The organism is Leisingera sp. S232 (genome assembly GCF_049800895.1).
In the GTDB taxonomy this organism is placed as follows: domain Bacteria; phylum Pseudomonadota; class Alphaproteobacteria; order Rhodobacterales; family Rhodobacteraceae; genus Leisingera.
Genome location: NZ_JBNAFX010000043.1, coordinates 7,501 through 27,832 on the forward strand (window position 1 = coordinate 7,501; position 20,332 = coordinate 27,832).

Genomic DNA, 20,332 nt, shown 5'->3' on the forward strand with positions numbered 1-20,332 from the left:
CGCGTCGCCGCCGTCCCGTCCGGTGTGTCTCAGCTGCGCCTCAGCGCCGCCGGTGAGGGGTGTTCTATGGTTAGTGCCGGAGAGTCGCAAGCCCTTTTTTGAAGTTTCTGCGACTTTTTGCGGAAAAGGGGTGATACACCAATAAAATCAGAGGCTTAGGGAGGATTCAAAGCGTCGATCAGCTTCGAAAAGGAAGTCCCGGCAAGCGCGGGCAGACGGGGTCAGAAGCGCCCCGCCGACACCCTCTACTATATATAGGGGGTGCCAAGGCAAAGTGCACAAGCCGGGGCTTTTTTCCTGCGACTCGGAAAGGCCGCCTCCCGCAGCCAAGCGCCGATTTTTTGCGGGAGTCCTCTCAGCTTGGGGCCACATCAGCTGCCTGAGACCTGCGCGGCGACCGGATCGCTTGCGCTTTTCAGCCCCGGCGGCCCGGAAAGGTCCGGATGCCGATCCCGCCGTCGGTCAGACTGGACCGGACCGACGCTGCAAGCTGCACCGCTTCAGCGGTGTCGCCATGCAGGCAAATGGTGTCGATGGCTGCCGGGATGCGTTTGCCGCTTTTGGTGATGATTGCCCCCTCCTGAACCATTTGCAGAATGCGCGGGCCTGCCAGGTCCGGATCATGGATCACTGCACCAGGCTGGGACCGGTCGACCAGGGTGCCGTCATCATTATAGGCACGGTCGGCAAAGATCTCGCCGCACCAGTTGCAGCCGAGCTCACGCACCACCTCCTCCATGGCGGTGGCTGCCAGCACCATGATGATGATGTCCGGATCGACATCCAGTGCTGCCTCGTAACAGGCCCGCGCCATCGCGTGGTCAACGCAAGCCAAATTGGACAGTGCACCGTGCAGTTTCAGGTGCCGCACCTGAGCACCCGTGGCCTGCGCCATGCCCCGGGCGGCCCCCAGCTGGTAGCGCATCATATTCGCCAGCGTGCCGTGCGGCACATGCATCTTGCGGCGGCCGAAGCCCTGCAGGTCCATGAAACCGGGATGGGCACCAATCCCCACGCCATTGTCCTGCGCCAGCACCATGGTCCGCGCCATCACATCCGGGTCGCCCGCGTGAAAGCCGCAGGCGATATTGGCCGAGGACACGATGTCCAGAAGCGCAGCATCATCCCCCATTTTCCAAGGGCCGAAGCTCTCCCCCATATCGGCATTCAGGTCGACAGTCTTGGTCATGGATTTTCTCCTGCTGCAAAAGGGTCTGCCTCTGCCGAGACCGCTCCGCTGATCAATTGATAAGATAGCAAATCCCGGACCGCCGCCGGATCGCGCACCAGCGGGTGGCAGGCTGCGGGCAGGGATTTGAGGGTATTTTCGTGCTTGGCCTGGATCTCTAGGCCATCCTCCAGGCTGACCCAGCGGAACCGCAGTACCGCGCCCGCCTGCGCCTGCGCCACCCTGGGCAGGTCACAGGGTAATACGGTGCCGATCCGGGGGTAGCCGCCGGTGGTCTGGCACTCGCGCATCAGCACAAAGGGCTTGCCCTCGCCGGTCATCTGCACGTCACCGGGCAGGATCACTTCCGACAGGATATTCAGCTGCCCCTCAGCGGCGAAGCCTTCGCCTTCCGAGACCATTTCCACGCCCATCCGGTTGGCGCGACTGCCGCGGCTGAATGCGACAGCCGCGAAACGACGACGGACGGCAGCCGCGAACAGGTGGCTCTGGAAACTCTCTATGATCCGAAGTTCGCCCCCCTGGAAACGCTCTTCGGCTGCCAGCACCAGGCCTGTTTCGCTGTTCTGATCCGGGCCTGCAGGCAGCAAATCGCCGACTGCGGCCGCCCTGCCCAGCCCCGCCATCAGATGCACGGCGCGCGCGCCCAGCAGCGGTTCCGTGGCAATACCACCGCCCAGATGCAGATAACCATAGACGCCGGCACGAGCTGCGCCAATGGTCAGGCGCTGGCCGGCCTCCATCTGGTGCGACGCATTCCAGGCCAGCGACTCGCCATCCAGCACTGCTGCCATCGGCGCACCAGTCAGAGCGATCCGCACAGGGCCAATGGCCTCGAATTCCCCCCCCATGCCGCCCATTTCCAGTGCCGCCAGACCCGGATCCTGCCTGAGCAGTGCTGCACCTTCGGCCAACGCCAAAGTGTCAGCCGCGCCGCCCTGTGACACGCCCTGCCCCAGCAGGCCCGGTCGGCCCATGTCCTGCACCGATGCGGCCGGGCCAATGCGCATGATCCGAAGACCGTTCATTCCGTCACCTCCGACAGGATGGCGCCGCAGCGCTGCGGATCGTCCGCGCAAAACTTCAGGAAGTCCGTTTTGGACACCGGCTCGAATTGCATTTCGTCGCCCGGGCGTAAGGTAAAGGGCTGTTCTGAACTTGCCTGAAACAGCTGCAGCCCGGTTTGGCCCACATGGCGCCAGCCGGTGGGTGCCGGATTGGAAAACAGCACGAACTGGCGAATGGCCTGCACCAGCGCGCCGCGCGGCACCATTGGGGTCAGTTCCGTCTGCCGCGGCAGATCCCATTCCGGCCCCAGAGAGCCGAGATAGGGCTGGCCCGGCGCAAATCCGATGGTCAACACCCGCACCCGTGCAGCGCCGAGGCTGTCAATTGCCTGCGCCTCGCTCAGACCTGCCGCATCTGCGGCCTCTGCCAGCTGCGGCGCCAGATCGGTGCCGTATACCGTGGGGACGCGCCAGAACCGGCGACCGGCCGGCAGCGGCGCCTGCAGCCAGTCCTGCGTGGCCAGCAGCTCCTGCAGCGCCGCCTCCAGCTGCTGATGCGGCAGAAAGGCGGGCTCAAACCGGACAAAGACCGACGCCAGCGACGCCATGGTTTCCACCACGCCATCCAGCGCCTGCGCCTCTACCGCGGTGCGAAAGGCAAGCGCCGCCCGGTTGGGCGGCTCGCTGAGGCTGCCGCCGAAACTGACCAGAAGGCCGCTTAGCCCGGCGCGGCTGAGCCGCGGATATGCTGCAGCAGTCTGGCTGTCCATGTTGTCCCCCCGTCACTTTTGCGGCCAGCGTTGCGGCGCAGACAGGGAGTGTCAACATGTCAATTCAAGCCCAGACAGCGCAGCTCTCCGGCGGGGGTGGTTCAGAAATCGTCCCAACCTTGTGCTGCGGCAAGGCCTGCATCCGGCGCCATTGGCGACACAGGCGCCGGAGCCGCCGGGCGCTGGAACGCCAGCACATCCGCAGAAGCAGCCGGCGCCGGAGCTGCTGCCCCCTTGAACTTGGACACTTCGCGGGTGAGCTGGCCGGAATCCGACGACAGCTGCTGGCTGGCGGCAGAGGTTTCCTCCACCATGGCGGCATTCTGCTGGGTCACCTGATCCAGCTGCGAAACCCCCATGTTGATCTCGCTCAGCGACGTCGCCTGTTCCTTGGCACCTGCCGCAATCCCGCTGATATGGGTGGAAATCGTTCCGACACTGTCGATGATCTGCTTCAGCTCCTCCCCGGTGCGGCCCACCAGATCGACACCGCTGGCAACCTGCTGCTTGCTCTGGCTGATCAGATCCTTGATTTCGCCGGCGGCGCCGGCAGACCGTTGCGCCAGCGCCCGCACTTCCGAAGCCACAACCGCAAAACCGCGACCGGCATCGCCGGCCCGGGCCGCCTCTACGCCAGCGTTCAGCGCCAGCAGGTTGGTCTGAAACGCAATATCGTCGATCATGCCGATAATCTTGGCAATTTCCTCAGAGGATGTCTCGATCTGCGACATCGCCGCCACTGCGTCGGTGACAACCGAGCCACTGCGTTCGGCGGCGGTCTTGGCTTCACTGACAATGCGGTCCACCTTCTCAGCCCCTTCTGCCGAAGAATGCACCGTCCCGGTCAGCTCTTCCAGCGCGGCAGCGGTTTCCTCCAGGGTGGCCGCCTGGCTCTCGGTCCGCTGAGACAGATCACCGGCGGCTCTGGAAATCTCTTCCGCTGTGCGCTCCACTGCATCCGATACAGAGGCCACCGCCCCCATTGCCGTTTCCAGCTGCACTGCTGAACGGTTGAAGGCCGCACCCAGCGCCGCAATGTCCGCCTGTTCCGACAGAGTGACCCGGACGCCAAGGTCGCCTTCGCTCATCGCCTCCAGGCCCCGGGCAATTTCCTGCAGACCGCGGCGGCGCACCGTTACATCGGTCCCCACCTTTACCACCTGCACCACCGTGCCATCCGGCCCTGTAACCGGCGCATAGGTGGCTTGGATCCAGATGGTCTCGCCGGTTTTGGTCACCCGCGGGAACTGATCCGTGAACACCCGGCCTCCCGCCAACTCTTTCCAGAACGTCTTGTAGTCCGCACCGGCCGCCAGATCCGGCGCCACAAACATCGAATGGTGCTTGCCCTCGATTTCCTCAAGACTGTACCCCAGCGCGGAAAGAAATTTGCTGTTGGCCGTCAGAATTGTGCCATCCGGCTTGAACTGGATCGTGGCCTGCGTGCGGTCCACCATATCGGCAATCATTTCAGCACTGTTTGCCTGCGCTGTCGGCTTAGCCGGTTTGGATTTGAAAAACATCTTAAGTCTCCGCGCGTTCCTGATTCTGAACTTTCCGCGAGACGCTACAGTGAATTCGGCATAAAATTCTTAACCCCGACCATGGTCGCCGGGCAGCCGCCGCCAAACGCCCCCCCCGCTGCCAGGTCTTAAAAGCCGTCCCGAAATACAACCAAGGATTGTTTTCCTCTTGATCGGCCCAATAGAGAATGTACCCTGCACGGACAGGCCGCCCGCTGGCTGGAGACACGGCCGACAATCGGCAGCCGGGGTGACAGTGACCTACACTAAAGAGGACAACCCGCGTATGATGTTTGCCCGCCAATCAGGCCCCCATCGGCGGCCTCCCGGGCGCCTTGCCGCCGGCCGACACGCCCATTTCGCAGCAGCGCTGGCCGCCGCTGCCGGGCTGGCGTTCGACTACTTGACCCCCTTGGGGGTAGCGGCCGGGCTTATCTACACCGGTGTGGTCCTCTGCGCGCTCTGGGCCGAAAAACCATCCGCAGCCTACCTCTATGCCGCAATTGCATCGGCCTTGACAGTTCTCGGCTATGTCCTGGCCCCGCATCCTGCCGCAGACGCATGGATCACGCTGACCAACAGAGGCCTGACGATCCTGGCGCTCTGGCTACTCGCGTTCATTGTCTTCCGTCAGAAGACCATCCAGGCCGCACAAGAGCAGCAGCAAAGCGAACTCTCCGCAATTCAGGAGAAAACGGTCGACGGGATGATCACCATTGACACCTCTGGCAACATCCTGAGCTATAACCGTGCCTGCAAACATATTTTCGGATACAGCACAGAAGAGGCCGTTGGCCAGAACGTGAAACTTCTGATGCCCGACCCCGACCATTCAGCGCATGACAGCTATCTGCACAATTATCTCCGCACCGGCCAGAAAATGATCATCGGCGTCGGCCGCGAAGTGCGCGGTCGACGCAAGGACGGCAGCACTTTCCCATTGCATCTTTCCGTCAGCGAGGTCCGCGTCGGCGGGATTGTACTGTTCAGCGGGATTGTCCGTGACATTTCCGAACAGAAACGCGCCGAGAAAGAGCGCGAGGCCTTCATTGAAGAGCTGTCGCGCTCCAACCGGGACCTGGACGGATTTGCCTATGTGGCCTCGCATGATCTGCGTGCGCCGTTGCGGGTGATCGACAATACTGCCAGCTGGCTCGAGGAGGACCTGGCGAAAGTGATGAATGAAGACAGCCGGGAAAACCTGCAACTGCTGCGCTCCAGGGTGAGGCGAATGGACCGGCTGCTGGACGACCTGCTGGAATACTCGCGGATCGGGCGGGCGGACAGCACCCAGCACCAGCAGCCGGTTCCGGGTTCCAAAGTGATACAGGACGCGCTGATGCTGGTAAACGCCCCCGCTGGCTTCACAATCCGCATCGATCCGGCGTTCCAGAACATCGAGATCCCGAAAATGCCGTTGATCCAGATCTTTGCCAACCTGGTTTCCAATGCCGTCAAGCACAGTGAGACAGGCACAGGAACAGTGGACGTCACTCTGGAGGAGCAAGACAGCCACTGGGCATTTTCGGTGGCGGATGACGGCCCCGGGATCGCCCCCAAATACCATGACCAGATTTTCAAGATGTTCCAGACACTGAAATCACGGGACCAGGTGGAGGGCAGCGGCATGGGCCTGTCTATCGTTCAAAAACATGTGCAGCATGTCGGCGGCACAGTGACCCTGCGCTCGACGCCGGGTGAAGGCAGCGATTTCCGCTTCACCTGGCCCAAACAGCAGCGCAACGCAAAGGACGAGGACTGACGGAGGACTTCAAACCCGGCCTGCCCCGCTGAAACAGAACGGGCGCTCCCGCTTTGCGGCACCGCCAAGGCAAAAGCGGCTCGCTGTCCTGACCCGGCTCAAATCCAGAAAAGCCAGCGTCTTGCCCCAATCGGTCACCACTGCGCAGGCCGCGTCAAAATTATTCTCTTGGTCAAATCCCATCACCGTTTTGTACAGTTTTCAGAGGCGCTGAACTCCATGTACTTGACGGCCAATGGTGCCTACGACACAGGCAAATGCCATGACGCCATCCACTGCCCGACAGTGCATGTTCACATGCATGAGAGAGGCCAACCGTAAAGACTACGCCCTCATCCTTCCGCGCAAGAATGCAAAGCCGTGGAAACCCACCCCGGCACGTGCCACGGCCCGGAATGAAGCGATGCGTGCCTCGATGTATTTTGATCGGCGCTCTGGCAACGACTAAGCAGATACCACCGCCAGAGCCCTGGTGAGACAAAGGTTCACTGCGTCTGACTATTGGAAAGACCCCCGCCGTCTCAATGCTGCGTTGTAGGACGACCAATTCCTGATCTTATACTTTGTCGGGGCTCTATTGCACAAATTCCGTGTGGGTTTCATCTCATGAATCCAGCGTGGTAGCTGGGATGGATGAGCAGACCTACAGCCCCGACCTACAGGACCAAGAACTGGCCAGACTATAACGAAGCGCTCAAGCGCCGGGGTTCGCTGACGATCCATTGGCCGGTAGGCGATTGCCCGCAATCGCCGTAAGGCTGGTTCGATCCTGAGATGAGCTGGGATGGCGCGCCGACAGGCAGGCGTGGCCGCCAGCAGAGCTACAGCGACGCCGCTATACAGACGTGCCTTTCGATGAAGGTGCTGTTCGGGATGGCACTTCGGCAGACAACCGGGTTCGTCGAAAGTCTGCTGCGACTGGCTGGCCTCGACTGGACGGTGCCCGACTTCAGCACGCTGTCGCGCCGCCAGAAGACGCTGGCCGTCAATATCCCCTATCGCGGCTCCAAGGGCCCGTTGCACCTGCTGATCCCCTCTCGTGACATTGCTCCGCAATGCACTGCCGGTCAGTGGATGCACTGCGTGAAACTGCTGGGGCAGCGCCTCATGGCGCGGAGCTTCAGGTCCGTATCGCCGTTCTGAACGGCGATACCGCGCTCGGCATCCCTGTCACAGAGCCCGTGGGATAAGTCCGTCCGGGGAAAGGGGAACCCCGGCCATCAGCCGATTTGTGCAACAGAGCCGGGAGGAATACTTCTTTGAGGCAGGCTCACATATTCGTGGAATTCACGCGACAGCCATTCAACTGCAATGCGGGCAATTCCACGCTCTAGACGCTCCTTTTCGGCCACGAGGTAATAGGATTGCCGGGCAAGCACCTCAGTCTCAAACAACCGGATTAGCTTGCCGTCCGCCAGGGCCTGTTCGGCCAGCAGTGAATCGCTGATGGCTACGCCATTTCCAGCAATTGTCGCAGAAATCACATGGGTCATATCGGAAAATGTAGTGCCGCGGTCCACTTCGATTGTTTTGCGCGTCGCGGACGCCAGCCACAGCACCCAGTCGCTGGTATCAGTATGATGAAGGAGTGGCAGCTTTTTCAGATCATCCGGACTGCGCAGCCTGTCGACACGCTCCAGCAGTTTCGGGCTGCATACTGGAAAGGTGCGGGGAGTTGACAGATGCCGGACCGCCAGCCCCGGCCAGGCACCGTCCCCATAGTGGATCGCCAAATCCACTTCCTTGGCCAGGGCCCCAGCCTGCCCCGTCCCACTTGAAATCTGAAGCGTGACATTGGGATAAAGAGCCGAAAACTCCCCAAGCTTTCGCGCCAGCCAGTAGTTCCCAAAACCCGAGGGGCAGTTGATGTGCAGATGGCCCCGAGGCTCTGCATCCGGCGGGTGGGCCGCAGATTCAATCAGTTCAAGCGCTTTGCGTATCTGATGCAGATACCGGTTTCCAGCCGAGGTCAGCTCAGTCCGCCGTCCGGCCCGGTGGACCAGTTTGACACCCAGCATCTCCTCAAGATGGCGCAATTGATGTGATACGGCACTGGGCGTGACATTCAGAGCACGGGAAGCCGCCTGCATGTTCCCCAGTTTGGCAATCGCATCCAGCATGCGAAGCGCCGTCATCGACGGGTAACGTTTCCAGGGCCTGTCAGCAGAGGGATAGCTCATTTCCATATCCATTTCACACGTGGAAAGTCAGTAGATGCGTTGGTGACTTGAGTATTTTTTGCAAATTTACCCAAGTTTCTTTCATTTGACGATAAAAAAACTCTCACACAATACTCGCACCCAATTCCCTGCCGGGACTGCGAACGGGAGACTACATGCCACGCCTGCCTCAAGACCGCTTGAACCGCTATGCCGCTTTGGCAAACCGCGATCTGTTTGACCTAAAAGATCCGGATTTCGGCCCCTTCCTTCGACGCGCTGTGGACGAAGGTGTCGAGATGGTCTCAAACAACTTTAACACGCTGGGCATGTTCCGCGCGCCTCATACCAAAGATCTTGACGCTTTGGATCTGGCGATGATCGGCCTGCCGCTGGATCTGGGAGTGCCCAATCCCCGTCCCGGCACCCGCAAGGGGCCTGAGGCCGTGCGCTATTGGTCTTTGGACCGCAACATGGTGAACCATTTCACCCGCACATGCCCCTATGACCTGTGCCGGATCGCGGATTGGGGCGATCTGGAGTTTTCCACCAATCCCTACAGCCTGGACGCCTGCCTGGATGACATCACTGCGCTTTACGCCGACTTGGTGAAAAACGACGTCACCCCGCTCAGTATCGGAGGAGAGCACACCTGCACCTACGGTATCCTGCGCGCACTCAGCAACAATGGCGAAGACCCTTTGGCGCTGGTGCATATCGATGCACATGCAGACACTGCAACCAACTTCCAAGGGGTTCGGGTGTCGGATGCCACGCTGTTCCAGGTGGCCACCGTAGAAGGCTTCATTGACCCGGAGAAGACCATACAGATCGGGCTGCGCGGACGCGGAGTGCCGCGGGCAGAATTCGGCGAACAAGCCGGCATGCGGGTCATGCTGGCCGAGGAGCTGCAATCGCGGGGTGTCGAATACGCATTGGAAGAAGCCCGCCGCGTGGTGGGCAGCGACCGGGTTTACCTGTCGATCGACACCGACGCTTTTGACTGTTCTGTCATGCCCGGCACAACCCTGCCTGAGCCCTTTGGACTGACGGGTGAACAGGTGCGCGACATTATCCGCGGGCTGTATGACGTGAATGTCGTGGGTGCCGACCTGGTTGAGCTGAGCCCGCCCTATGACCCGACCGGCATGTCCGCCTGTCTGGCCGCAGGTACAGCGTTTGAAATGCTTTGCCTGCTGGCCGAGGCCCGCAGCCGCCGTCACGGTGAACGCCGCCCAACCCACTGGACCTGAACGAAAGCCAAAGAACGTAATCGATGACAAACTTCACGCAACATATCTCGACCAACAGCCCCAAACGTGACTTGGGGGCGGATATGGCGTTCACCAATGGCCGGATCTACACTGTCGACAACGCTCAGCCCTGGGCCGAAGCCGTCGCCGTCAAGGACGGGAAATTCCTGGCGGTCGGTTCTAACGAAGACATCGCACCGCTGATCGGTGCCGACACGTTTGTTAAGGATCTAGACGGGGCCTTTGCCATGCCCGGTCTTTACGACATGCACACGCACCCCGACCTGGCCCTGGGACCGAAATACTCTGACTATCTGGACGTCGGCCTCGAAACCCCAGAACCAAATCAGGTCCGGGACGCCATACTGGCCTATGCCGCGGATCACCTCGCCACTGACGCCAACGGCGGCTGGATTTTCGGCAAGCATTTTGTGCATTACAATTTCCGCAAAGCAGGCATCGCACCGGGCAAAGAATGGCTCGACAGTTTCATTCCCGACCGGCCGGTTGCCATCATGGATCGGATGTGGGGCAGTTGCATGGCCAATTCCAAGGCGTTGGAACTGGCTGGCGTGACCGTCGGAACACAAAATCCGAACAACGGCTATATCGTCCGCGATCCGCTGACAGGTGAACCGGACGGCATTCTGGTCGACGGCGCTTATGCTATGATTATGGCAGCGATGCCGCCTCCGCCGCAGCATGCCCTGGTGCGTGCCTACAGCGAAGGGGCACGGTTCCAATCCGCGCGTGGCGTGGTGGCAACCAAATACGTGCATGTCTGCGAAAACCGTCTGGATGCCCTACGCGCAATCGACCTGAGCGGTGCGCTTCCCGTGCGGGTGGAGGCGGCGATCAGCTGGCAGGATGACATTTTCCCAGTGGCGCGCCGCTGGGAGCTGTTGGCCGGCGAGCGCCACTATTACCGGTCAAAGCGGCTGAATGCCAATGCCGTCAAATTCCACTTCGACGGTACAGCAGAGCCCAGGACATCTTATTTCCTGTCGCCCTGGCCCAACGAGAAGGACTGGCGCGGCTCGCTTAACCTGACGCCCGAACATATCTATGACATGGTGGCAGAGATGGACCGCAAGCGCATCCGCGTGGTGGCCCATTGTACCGGCGACGGCGCCTCGGACATCTTCCTTGACGCGGTTGCGGAATGCCGCCGCCGCAACGGGCCTGGCATGCGCCATCAATGCGCCCACAGCACCATCCTGCACGAAGGCAATCTGCAGCGGTTCAAGGAACTGGATGTGATTGCCGAATTCTCACCCGTCGGCTGGTACCCGTCCAATTTCACCATTGGCGCCCGATCGGCCTATGGCGACAAGCTGCAGAAAGCCTACAATGTGCGCGGCGTTCTGGATCATGGCGGCGTGGCCGTGATGGGCACCGATTGGCCGGTCAGCAGCATCGACCCGTGGATCGGCTTCGAAGCTCTGGTGACCAGGCAGAACCCATGGGGCGAGATGGAAGGCCAGCTTGGCGATCCTGTTTCTGTGGCCGAAGCCATCCGGATGCTCACGATCAATGGCGCCTACTCCATGGGCATGGAGGATCAGGCGGGATCCATCACAGCTGGCAAGGCAGCGGATATGATCGTGCTGGATCAGAACCTGCTGGAGATCAGCCCCAAGGGGCAGCTTCACAAGACCGAGGTGCAAATGACCATGCTTGATGGCGCGGTTGTGCATGATCCAGATGGCTGGACCAAAGGCAGCCAGCAGGAATGCAGGGTCACCTCCGACGTTCCCGATTTTTACCCGGTGGTGATCTGATGGACAGCCGCATTCCTGTGACGGTTATATCCGGCTTTCTGGGGGCGGGAAAAACAACGCTGATCAACCAGTTGCTGCAGTCCGATCAAGCCCGCGACATTACCGTTTTGGTGAATGATTTCGGCGCGGTCAACATCGACACCGATCTGATCATCAAGCGCGAACGTGAGGTGATGGAGCTTTCAAACGGCTGCGTGTGCTGCTCAATTCAAAGCGATATGGTCGCCCAACTGCACGCCATGTTTACCTCAAGGACCCCGCCGGAATACCTCTTGATTGAGACCAGTGGCGTCGCGCAGCCCGGCCGCATTGCTTCGGTCTTCGGTTATCCGCAGCTCAGCCGCTTTGCCCGGCTGGATAGCGTGGTCACATTGATCGATGTCGCCAATATCGACAGCCTGTCCGACGAGGCGCATCATCTGGTACGCAGCCAGATTGAGGCCGCCGACCTGATTGTCGCGACCAAAACCGATCTGGTAGCCGAAGAGGCGCGGCGCACGGTCTATGATCGCTGGCTGTTTGCCGATCTTCCGGTTCTTGAAGCAATCGATGGCAAAGTGCCGGTTGAAGTCTTGCTGGACCAGCGCCGCAGCACCAGCGCGCTGGAGGCTGCGGTACCCGAAACCGCCTTGCCTAGCCAGTTTGTGTCAGCCCATTGGTCCAGCACAGAGCCTGTATCCTACAAGTTGTTGCAAGCCAGCTTGAAACGTATGTCAGGCGCGCTGTACCGCGCCAAAGGCATAATTTTCTGCTCGGAATTTCCGGGAGAACGCATCGTTTTCAACAAAGTCGGTGCCCGGACCGAGTTTGCAAAATCAGGTACTTGGGACGGCCCGCCGCGAACAGCCATCGTCGGCATCGGCTATGCCAAGGCGATCACCGCTGAGCAAATAAAACAGGAACTGGAGGTTAGCCAGCCCCCCGGCTGAACATGCTGGCCGCGGCCTAAAAGGCCCCTGCCCCGCAGCCCTGTACTCACGATCCTACAGACGAAGTTACGATAAGGAGGATATCATGAACTTCAAACTTATGGCCCGCCGGACGGCATTCGGTGCCATTGCGGGCGCCGTCGCGGCTGCGTGTCTTGGAACAGCCGCATCAGCGGACACTCTGCGCCTGCGTTTCCATACCTATTTCGGCACCGAAATCGACGATATCGCCAAGGAATTCCGGAAGGCCGTGAAAGACCGCACCGATGGCAGCGTGCGCATTCAGTATTTCCGCGGCGGTGAGCTGGTTCCGTCCGACCAGCTGGTGGATGCGGTGGCCAAAGGCACCATTGATATCGCTCATGGCGTCGGCAGCTACTGGTCTGGCCAAGTGGACATCGGCAACATCGAAACCGGCCTGCCGGGTGCCTGGACCACCATCGAAGAAGCCAAAGAGGTTCTGGGCACGCCCGAAGCACAGGCGCTGCTGACCGAAGCCTATGCCGAAGCCGGCGCTGTGTTCTTGGGCAAATCCTATGGCTCAGACTATGATCTTCTGACAAAGGAACCGGTCAACAGCCTGGACGACCTGAAGACCTTCAAGATCCGCGCGACATCGAATGTTGCCAAGGTTTTGCAGCAGTTCGAAATCCCAACCGTGTCCCTGCCTGGTCAGGAATTGTATGTCGGCCTGTCGACCGGCGTCATTGACGGGGTGATCTATGGCAGTGCGGTGGATTATCAGCACCTGAAACTGAACGAGAGCGCAAAATACTACACGCGCCTCAACATGCTGACACCGGGCTGGACCGAAACCTACCTGGCCAACCCGGACACCTGGGGCAAGCTGAGCGACGAGCAACGGACCATCGTGGAAGAGGAAGTCGCCAATTTCGCCGCCAAGGTCGAAGCCTGGCTGAACAACGGCAACACATCCTTCCCGGATGACATCTTTGAGTTCAGCACCCTGCCGACGGATGACACCAAGGCGCTGACCGAAGCCGCGCAAAGCGTCTGGACGGAAGAAGCCGGCCGGTCCGAGCGGAACCAGAAGTTGATCGACCTGATCGCGGCCAACGCCAAGGCCAAAGGCCGGCTTTGATGCAGATCGTGACAAGATATCTTGTCATTCAGGACGGCCTGTCCGAGTTTCTCGGGCGGGCCATTTCCTGGCTGACCTTGGTGATGATCGCCGTGCTGATGTTCGAAATCGTTGCCAGGTATTTCTTCAACAGCCCGACCATCTGGGCCCATGAAACCAGCACTATGCTGTATGGTGGTTTCTGCATTCTGGCCGGCATCTATACGCTGCGCCATCAGGGCCATGTGCGCAGCGAAGTAATCTGGGGCGCCTTGCCCGAACGTGCCAGGGCTGCGCTGGATGTTGTCACGTTTTCCTTTGTGCTGGTGGTGCTTGCTGTCTTTCTGAAACTGGCCATCGCCTTTGCAGCCGACAGCTGGGCCGTGCGCGAGTTCTCCAACAAAAGTATCTGGCAGCCGCCGCTTTACCCGATCAAAACAGTGATCCCCATCGCGGTGGGCCTGCTGCTGTTGCAGGTTCTGGCAGAATTGCTGCGTTCGGTGCTGACTGCGCTGGGTGTTGACTACGATGATCCACGCCGCGCAGAGGACGAACCCGCCGATCCGGTGCTGGCAGCCGAAGCACTGCCAGACCAGCCGGAAACGGCCTTAAAACCAACTGGAAACGGCGATGCTTGACCTCGACCCGCTTGTAATTACGCTGATCATGTTCGCATCGATGCTGGTGCTGATGGCGATTGGATCGCCATTGTCATTTGCATTGCTGTCCTGCGGCGCGGTCATGGCCTACGTGGTTTATGGTGATGGCGGGCTGGACTTGCTGATCACTTCGACCTTCAGCTCGATGGACAATTTCCTGCTGGTAGCACTGCCGATGTTCATCTTCATGGGGCTAGTGCTGCAGCGGTCCGGTATCACCGATGATCTGTTTACGATGATGCATAAGCTGATGGGCCGCTGGCCCGGTGGCTTGGGCATTGGCACCGTGATCATCTGCGCGCTGATTGCCGCCATGGCCGGTGTGTCAGGTGCAGCCACAGTGTCGCTGGGCATTATCGCGCTGCCCTCAATGCTGAAACACGGCTATGACAAGCGGCTGGTGACCGGCACGATCATGGCAGGCGGCGCATTGGGCTTTCTGATCCCACCCTCGGTTTTGATGATCATCTATGCCTTCCTGTCGCGCGATTCTGTGGGCAAGCTGTTTGCCGCCGGTCTCGTGCCGGGACTGATGCTGGCAACGATCTATATTGCCTACATCCTGATACGCTGCCGGATAAACCCGCGAATGGGCCCGCCTGCGACCGAGACCTACACCACAATGGAAAAGCTCGCATCGCTGCGGTTTCTCATCGCCCCCGGCCTTTTGATTGCCACCGTTCTGGGCTGTATCATCGGCGGTGTGACCTCTCCCTCTGAGGCCTCGGCCATCGGCGCGTTCGGCTCTCTGGTGATTGCGGGGCTCCAGCGCCGTCTCAGCCTGGACATGCTGAAGTATGTCATGCTGTCCACCACCAAGATAATGGGCATGCTGATGTGGATTGCCCTGGCTGCGGTCTTCTTTTCCAAGATTTATGTCGGTTTGGGTGCCGGACAGATCGTGACCGAACTGGTCGAAGACAACGATCTGGCGCCGATCTGGGTGATTATCACCATGCTGGCCACCTATTTCATTCTGGGCATGTTCCTGGATGATTTCGCGATCCTGTTCATCACCATTCCTCTGTTTGTCCCGATCGTGAAGGATCTGGGGTATGACACCACATGGTTTGCGGTTCTGTTCGTGCTGTCGATGCAGTCGGCCTATCTGACGCCACCCTTTGGCTACAATCTGTTCTACATGCGCTCTGTCGCGCCCAAGGAGATCACCATCGGTGATATCTACTGGTCGGCCATTCCGTTTGTGATCCTGCAGATTCTGGGTCTGGCGCTGGTCGTGGCTTTCCCGCAGATCGCCCTATGGCTGCCGGGTCTGCTGTTCTGATCCGGCGCAGGCATTGACCATGTTTTTCCGGCGGGCCAGTGCCGCCGGAAACTATTAATCACAACGCCTGATCCGGTGACGCCATGCCTTTTACTGCCGCTCAACAAACCTCACAGTCCTATGTGGATCAGCGCATGCCCGAATTGTCGGACTGGTGCGCCACCATATTCGATCACGGTGAAACCGCCTGGCGCGAGTACCGCTCGGCGGCCTGGTATGTTGAACGTTTGCGAGCTGAGGGGTTTACGGTGGAGGAAGGATCCGGCGGCATGCCGACAGCCTTTTGCGCCGAGTGGCACAATGCTGCAGGGCCGGTGGTTGGAATGTATGCTGAATATGACGGCATTCCTGGCAACTGCCAGGCGGCGGTCCCGTATCAAGCACCGCGCGAGGGGCTGAACGTCCATGCAGGCGGCCATACGGATCCGCATTCCGGGCTGGGGATTGGCGCGCTTGGCGGGCTGCTGGCGACCAAGGCCGCGATGGAAAAACACGGGATCAAGGGCGGGCTGCGCTTTACCGGCGAGCCGGCTGAGAAAGTGCGCGGCTCCAAACCCATTCACGCGGCCAAGGGCTATTATGACGGGCTGGCGGGCATGCTGTCCTTTCACCCGTTCTATATGCTGCCCATGTGTAACACGGTGCGCTGGGATACTCATTGCGGTGCTGCCTATTCGGTCATCTACCGTTTCATCTGCGATCAGCCCGAAAATTGGGGCATGCGCGATGGCGCGCCCATTCCGCAGGCACACAATGCAGTCCGGGCGCCTGGGGCCAATGATGCGCTGAACCTGATGTACACCAGCTCCAAAACCTTGCGCGATTCAATGCTGCCGCATTCAGGTGGCTGGTCTATCTCCGAAGCGATCCTGACGGCCGGGCAGGCCACCGCCGACAACCTGCCTGCCGCCTTGGCCGACATCAATTACATGATGCGCGTGCCCACAATTGAAATGGCCGAACAGGTGATCGCTGGGCTTGACCGCAATGCCCGCGCCGCCGCTGAGATGACAGGCTGCCGCTATGAACGCCATTGGGTTGCCAAATCCCGTCCTGGCCTAGCCAATCACGCCATGGCAAATCTGGTCTGGGATGTCATGCAGGCAGTTGGCCCACCAGTATGGCCGGAAAACGGCCTTGAAATGGGGCGCGAAGTACAGCGAAACCTGGGGCTTCCCGCCACCCCGGACCCCTTCATTGATGCCCTCACTCGGCTGCAGGACCCACATGAGGCCGAAGCAATCCTGCGCAGGTCGCTCCCCCCCGAACAACTGCATTCAACCTCGGACGACTACACCGATATGTGCTGGCACACGCCGACCGCCAGGTTCTACGTGGCCCGCCCGGCGCTGCGCGCACCATCTGGTTCTGCGATTCCCGCCTGGGCAATGAACGCGCTTGGCGGGATACCCGCAACAATTGATCCGATGGTGCAGACTGCCGCCAAAGTCTGTGCAGCCTCAGCACTGCGCCTGCTTGAGGACGCAGACGCGCGTGCGCGCGCAATGGACGAATTCACCCAGCGTACCGGCGGTGGGATTGGCGGGGAAAACTGGATTCCACCGCTTTGCGATTATGAGCCGCCGCTCGACTTCCGCTGGCCAGAGTATGTCACAACGCCACGAGGGTTTGACTGGTGGTTTCCCGCTGGCGGGTAAAGTCTGTTTGGTATTCCCGATGGATTTCCCGATGCCAATCAGGAGAGCATACAAGCTTTTCTGCCTCTTTGCATCGGCTTATCTGGGTCAATGTGGTGCCACACGACCTTGCGGCCCTCCTGCCATTTCAGGAGGGCATTCGACATCAGTTCCGTTCCGTTGTCGCTGACCACTACGCAGGTCTAACATGCTGGATTCACAAAATTATTTCCTTTCTCCGATTTGCGCAACAGAGCCAGCCTGTAGGCTAAATCCATCCGCAAGAAGGAGTAGTCCGCTCATCACTGGATTTGTGCAACATATGTAACCGCCCCTTGCGCCAGAGGGAATTTGAGAGCTGTATCTGGCGCGTTGTCGAGTGCTGACATATGGTCGGCCTCGTGATGCGGCCATCGTCATGCCGCGAGCCCGTATGGTGTTCGAAGGTCGGGTCCAGATCAAAGCCGCCTGCTCGAAGGCACTCTGTTGCACACTGGTTCTCCCGCTCCCGTCTCACGACTGTTGCGCCAAACTGTTCCTTGCCCTCTTATGCTCCGACGTCTTCGTGACCGCTGGTCGGCTTATACCGCCGCGATCGGAGACTGGTAGACATCGCCGCGAGCCATAAGGGCCCAGACGATCCGCGCCATTTTGTTGGCGAGGGCGACCCGGACCAGCATCGTCAGCTTCCACTCCAGCATTCCCGCCTACCACGTGCCTGGGCGCGCCGAAGCGTGGCAGTGCCGCTTGATGATCACGCTGTTGGCGCCGATGATCAGCAACCGGCGCAAAGAGCGCTCGCCCATCTTTGTTGTGGCGCCGAGCCTCTGCTTGCCGCCTGTCGAGTGCTGCCGCGGCGTGAGGCTGAGCCAGGCCGCGAAGTCTCGTCCCTTCCGGAAAGCTTCCGGCGGCGGAGCCAGAGTGGCGATAGCCGTGGCGATCAACGGGCCGATGCCAGGGATCGTCATCAGGCGCCGGGCAACCTCATCCGTCTTGGCACGCCGGTCGATCTCGGCATCCAGGCTCTCGATCTGACTGTCGAGCTGGGCAAGCGTTGCAGTCAGGACCGTCAGAGAGGCCCGCGCCGTGGCGGGCAGGCCCGAGGCCTCGTCTGCGACAAGGGCGACCAGGCGCCGGGCATTTGCCGCATCCTGTGGCACGACCCAGCCGTACTTGGTGAGGTGTCCGCGGAGCGCGTTGATGGCCTGGGTGCGCTGCCGGATGAGCAATGCCCGGACGCGCAAGACACTGGCCGCCCTTGCGTTTCCTCGCTCTTCACCGGCACGAAGCGCATATTCGGTCTCTGCGCCGCCTCGCAGACAGCCTCAGCGTCCGCCGCGTCATTTTTTGCCGCTTGATGAAGGGCATCACAAAGGCGGGCGGGATGAGCTTGATGTCGTGACCGAGCTTGGCCAGCTCCCGCCCCCAGTAATGCGCGCCCCCGCAGGCCTTCATCGCCACCAGGCAGGGCGGCAACTTAGCGAAGAATTCAAGCACTTGGGCCCTTTTGAGCGTCTTGCGTAAAACAGCACTGCCATTGCTGTCAGCACCATGGACCTGGAACACATTCTTCGCCAGATCCGGCCCGACCGTGATAATCTCCGACATGACCGCCTCCCAATATGGATTGTTGCGATCCCACCTTGGCACGTCGATGCCGTCGGGGGGGTGGCTACAGCATCAGAGCCAGTCTATTGGATCGTTGACGGCCCTCACCGCGACACGCTCTGTGCCACGCTGAACTCTGATCAAGGTTTTCTGCCGCGAACGAACACTCATTGGGCAGCGCCTAGTCCAATAGTGCCGTAAGCTCTGACCGCGCTTTTGCGATACCCGCTTCGTCGCGCCTATAGAATGTCCATTGCGCGAGGCGCGTCGATTGCACCAGGCCAAGGGATCAGGCATCCACGCCCCCGTTCGGTGGGCCTTGAAATAGGTCGCGTCGATCATGACGGTATTATGTTCGTCGTGCTCAGCAGCCAGCCCCCATCAACCGGACGAAAACCCCCTTGTCGCTCAACCGCTTCCAGCGATTGTAGAGCGTCTTGTGCGGGCCATAGGCTGCAGGCGCATCACGCCACCGTAAGCCATTGCGATTGATAAAGATAATCCCACTCAGCACACGCCGATCATCGACGCGCGGCTTGCCATGGGACGTCGGGAAGAAGCGCTCAAGACGCGCCATCAGCGCATCCGAAAGCCAGAAAAGATCTGACATGTTCACCGCTCTATTTTCGAACCGTGAATCACGCCGATAAGCGAAAATCATTGGGTCCTGACCTTAGGTGTTTGATCCCATGGTTTGATGGTGCGATCTGTTCTTTGGAATGGAAGGAAGCACTATGGGACAAGTTCGTCACGGGAGCGCCACGACCACGCACGCTGTCAGAGCAGCAATACAGCGATCGCAAGCTTCGATCGCGGCGCTGAGCAAGGAACTCGGGATCAACCCGAAGACTGTTGCCAAGTGGCGAAAGCGCGAGACCGTTGAGGATCGCAAAACAGGGCCGAAAGAGCCTCGCTCAACCATTCTCAGTCAAGCCGAGGAGGCCATGATCGTCGCATTTCGGCGGCATACGCTACTGCCGTTGGATGATTGCCTCTATGCGCTCCAGCCCTCGATCCCGCATCTGACGCGGTCAGCGCTGCATCGGTGCCTTCAGCGGCATGGCATCTCGCGCTTGCCGGATGTCGGGGGCGACAAGCCTAAGCGGCAGAGGTTCAAGCGCTACCCCATCGGCTTTTTTCATATCGATATTGCCGAGGTGCAGACTGCGGAGGGCAAGCTGTATCTTTTCGTTGGCATTGACCGGACCAGCAAGTTTGCAGTCACCCACCTCGTCGACAAGGCAGATCGCAAGACCGCCTGGGAATTCCTCGAACATTTGCTCAAGGCGGTCCCTTATCGCATCCATACGATCCTGACCGATAACGGTATCCAGTTCGCCGAACAGCCACGAAACCGGAACAGAGTATACTCCCGGCAGATGCGCTTCGACATGATCTGTGAGGCCAACGGGATCGAGCATCGCCTGACCAAACCGAACCATCCGTGGACCAATGGCCAAGTCGAGCGGATGAACCGCACGATCAAAGAGGCGACAGTGAAGCGATACCACTACGAAAGCCACGATCAGTTACGAACACATCTCGGCGACTTCATGGCTGCCTACAACTTTGCCCGCAGACTCAAAACTCTCAGCGGCCTCACGCCCTACGAATACATCTGCAAAATCTGGACTTCAGAGCCAGATCGTTTCATCATCGATCCGATCCACCAGATGCCGGGACTGAACA

At 60.0% G+C, this 20,332-nt stretch carries 14 protein-coding genes and 5 pseudogenes; 11 read left to right on the forward strand and 8 right to left on the reverse strand.

Annotated features, from left to right (window positions below):
• Positions 1–415: 415 nt before the first annotated feature.
• The 4 genes from ACP151_RS18950 to ACP151_RS18965 all read right to left on the reverse strand — a co-directional run bounded on the left by ACP151_RS18950 (position 416) and on the right by ACP151_RS18965 (position 4,489).
• Positions 416–1,189 (reverse strand): LamB/YcsF family protein, encoded by a 774-nt coding sequence (locus tag ACP151_RS18950; protein WP_424980449.1) that lies wholly within the window; start codon positions 1,187–1,189, stop codon positions 416–418.
• Positions 1,186–2,217 carry a biotin-dependent carboxyltransferase family protein gene (locus ACP151_RS18955; RefSeq protein ID WP_424980450.1) on the reverse strand — a complete coding sequence of 344 codons (1,032 nt, stop codon included), beginning with the start codon at positions 2,215–2,217 and terminating at the stop codon, positions 1,186–1,188. Before ACP151_RS18955 ends, ACP151_RS18950 begins: the two co-directional genes overlap by 4 nt.
• Complete coding sequence (locus tag ACP151_RS18960; RefSeq protein WP_424980451.1) at positions 2,214–2,966, reverse strand: 5-oxoprolinase subunit B family protein; 753 nt, start codon at positions 2,964–2,966, stop codon at positions 2,214–2,216. The genes ACP151_RS18955 and ACP151_RS18960 overlap by 4 nt, the downstream gene beginning before the upstream one ends.
• A 101-nt stretch (positions 2,967–3,067) precedes the next feature.
• Positions 3,068–4,489 carry a methyl-accepting chemotaxis protein gene (locus ACP151_RS18965; protein WP_424980452.1) on the reverse strand — a complete coding sequence of 474 codons (1,422 nt, stop codon included), beginning with the start codon at positions 4,487–4,489 and terminating at the stop codon, positions 3,068–3,070.
• A gap of 256 nt (positions 4,490–4,745) precedes the next feature.
• Between ACP151_RS18965 and ACP151_RS18970 the strand changes: the two genes are divergently transcribed.
• From ACP151_RS18970 to ACP151_RS18980, 3 genes and pseudogenes are all read left to right on the forward strand, one after another.
• Entirely contained in the window at positions 4,746–6,251 is a 1,506-nt protein-coding gene (locus ACP151_RS18970; RefSeq protein ID WP_424980453.1) for a sensor histidine kinase, read from the forward strand.
• A gap of 225 nt (positions 6,252–6,476) precedes the next feature.
• Positions 6,477–6,746 (forward strand): annotated as a pseudogene (locus ACP151_RS18975) (hypothetical protein); the annotation flags it as partial.
• Between the two features lie 138 nt (positions 6,747–6,884).
• Positions 6,885–7,325, forward strand: a pseudogene (locus ACP151_RS18980) (transposase); the annotation flags it as partial.
• Between the two features lie 146 nt (positions 7,326–7,471).
• Here ACP151_RS18980 and ACP151_RS18985 read toward each other — a convergent pair.
• On the reverse strand, positions 7,472–8,431 hold the full coding sequence (locus tag ACP151_RS18985; protein WP_424980454.1) for a LysR substrate-binding domain-containing protein: 960 nt from the start codon (positions 8,429–8,431) through the stop codon (positions 7,472–7,474).
• 155 nt (positions 8,432–8,586) lie between these two features.
• Between ACP151_RS18985 and ACP151_RS18990 the strand changes: the two genes are divergently transcribed.
• The 7 genes from ACP151_RS18990 (at position 8,587) to ACP151_RS19020 (ending at position 17,056) form a co-directional block, all read left to right on the forward strand.
• Positions 8,587–9,663, forward strand: coding sequence for an arginase family protein (locus ACP151_RS18990; protein ID WP_424980455.1), 1,077 nt, complete (start codon positions 8,587–8,589; stop codon positions 9,661–9,663).
• Between the two features lie 23 nt (positions 9,664–9,686).
• Positions 9,687–11,444, forward strand: a complete 1,758-nt coding sequence (locus tag ACP151_RS18995) for an amidohydrolase (RefSeq protein ID WP_424980456.1) — start codon at positions 9,687–9,689, stop codon at positions 11,442–11,444.
• Positions 11,444–12,373, forward strand: coding sequence for a CobW family GTP-binding protein (locus ACP151_RS19000; RefSeq protein WP_424980457.1), 930 nt, complete (start codon positions 11,444–11,446; stop codon positions 12,371–12,373). The genes ACP151_RS18995 and ACP151_RS19000 overlap by 1 nt, the downstream gene beginning before the upstream one ends.
• Before the next feature lie 85 nt (positions 12,374–12,458).
• Positions 12,459–13,475 carry a TRAP transporter substrate-binding protein DctP gene (gene dctP / locus ACP151_RS19005; RefSeq protein WP_424980458.1) on the forward strand — a complete coding sequence of 339 codons (1,017 nt, stop codon included), beginning with the start codon at positions 12,459–12,461 and terminating at the stop codon, positions 13,473–13,475.
• Positions 13,475–14,092, forward strand: coding sequence for a TRAP transporter small permease subunit (locus ACP151_RS19010; protein ID WP_424980459.1), 618 nt, complete (start codon positions 13,475–13,477; stop codon positions 14,090–14,092). The genes dctP and ACP151_RS19010 overlap by 1 nt, the downstream gene beginning before the upstream one ends.
• Positions 14,085–15,398, forward strand: coding sequence for a TRAP transporter large permease (locus ACP151_RS19015; protein ID WP_424980460.1), 1,314 nt, complete (start codon positions 14,085–14,087; stop codon positions 15,396–15,398). The genes ACP151_RS19010 and ACP151_RS19015 overlap by 8 nt, the downstream gene beginning before the upstream one ends.
• A 134-nt stretch (positions 15,399–15,532) precedes the next feature.
• The gene (locus ACP151_RS19020; RefSeq protein ID WP_424980461.1) at positions 15,533–17,056 is read left to right on the forward strand and encodes an amidohydrolase; all 1,524 of its coding nucleotides are present in this window, start codon (positions 15,533–15,535) and stop codon (positions 17,054–17,056) included.
• Positions 17,057–17,118: 62 nt separating this feature from the next.
• Here ACP151_RS19020 and ACP151_RS19025 read toward each other — a convergent pair.
• From ACP151_RS19025 to ACP151_RS19035, 3 pseudogenes are all read right to left on the reverse strand, one after another.
• Positions 17,119–17,235: pseudogene (locus ACP151_RS19025) on the reverse strand (IS3 family transposase); the annotation flags it as partial.
• A 381-nt stretch (positions 17,236–17,616) separates the two neighbouring features.
• Positions 17,617–18,643: pseudogene (locus ACP151_RS19030) on the reverse strand (IS110 family transposase).
• A gap of 228 nt (positions 18,644–18,871) precedes the next feature.
• A pseudogene (locus tag ACP151_RS19035) lies at positions 18,872–19,253 on the reverse strand (transposase); the annotation flags it as partial.
• Between the two features lie 124 nt (positions 19,254–19,377).
• Here ACP151_RS19035 and ACP151_RS19040 point away from each other — a divergent pair.
• A partial coding sequence (locus tag ACP151_RS19040; RefSeq protein WP_424980202.1) for an IS481 family transposase occupies positions 19,378–20,332 on the forward strand: 955 nt, incomplete at its 3' end.

Excerpts from the sequence above, each read along its gene's own strand:
- ACP151_RS18950 (WP_424980449.1), bottom strand. The coding sequence starts at position 1,189 with ATGACCAAGACTGTCGACCTGAATGCCGATATGGGGGAGAGCTTCGGC.
- ACP151_RS18955 (WP_424980450.1), bottom strand. The coding sequence starts at position 2,217 with ATGAACGGTCTTCGGATCATGCGCATTGGCCCGGCCGCATCGGTGCAG.
- ACP151_RS18960 (WP_424980451.1), bottom strand. The coding sequence starts at position 2,966 with ATGGACAGCCAGACTGCTGCAGCATATCCGCGGCTCAGCCGCGCCGGG.
- ACP151_RS18965 (WP_424980452.1), bottom strand. The coding sequence starts at position 4,489 with ATGTTTTTCAAATCCAAACCGGCTAAGCCGACAGCGCAGGCAAACAGT.
- ACP151_RS18985 (WP_424980454.1), bottom strand. The coding sequence starts at position 8,431 with ATGAGCTATCCCTCTGCTGACAGGCCCTGGAAACGTTACCCGTCGATG.
- ACP151_RS18990 (WP_424980455.1), top strand. The coding sequence starts at position 8,587 with ATGCCACGCCTGCCTCAAGACCGCTTGAACCGCTATGCCGCTTTGGCA.
- ACP151_RS18995 (WP_424980456.1), top strand. The coding sequence starts at position 9,687 with ATGACAAACTTCACGCAACATATCTCGACCAACAGCCCCAAACGTGAC.
- ACP151_RS19000 (WP_424980457.1), top strand. The coding sequence starts at position 11,444 with ATGGACAGCCGCATTCCTGTGACGGTTATATCCGGCTTTCTGGGGGCG.
- dctP (WP_424980458.1), top strand. The coding sequence starts at position 12,459 with ATGAACTTCAAACTTATGGCCCGCCGGACGGCATTCGGTGCCATTGCG.
- ACP151_RS19010 (WP_424980459.1), top strand. The coding sequence starts at position 13,475 with ATGCAGATCGTGACAAGATATCTTGTCATTCAGGACGGCCTGTCCGAG.
- ACP151_RS19015 (WP_424980460.1), top strand. The coding sequence starts at position 14,085 with ATGCTTGACCTCGACCCGCTTGTAATTACGCTGATCATGTTCGCATCG.
- ACP151_RS19020 (WP_424980461.1), top strand. The coding sequence starts at position 15,533 with ATGCCCGAATTGTCGGACTGGTGCGCCACCATATTCGATCACGGTGAA.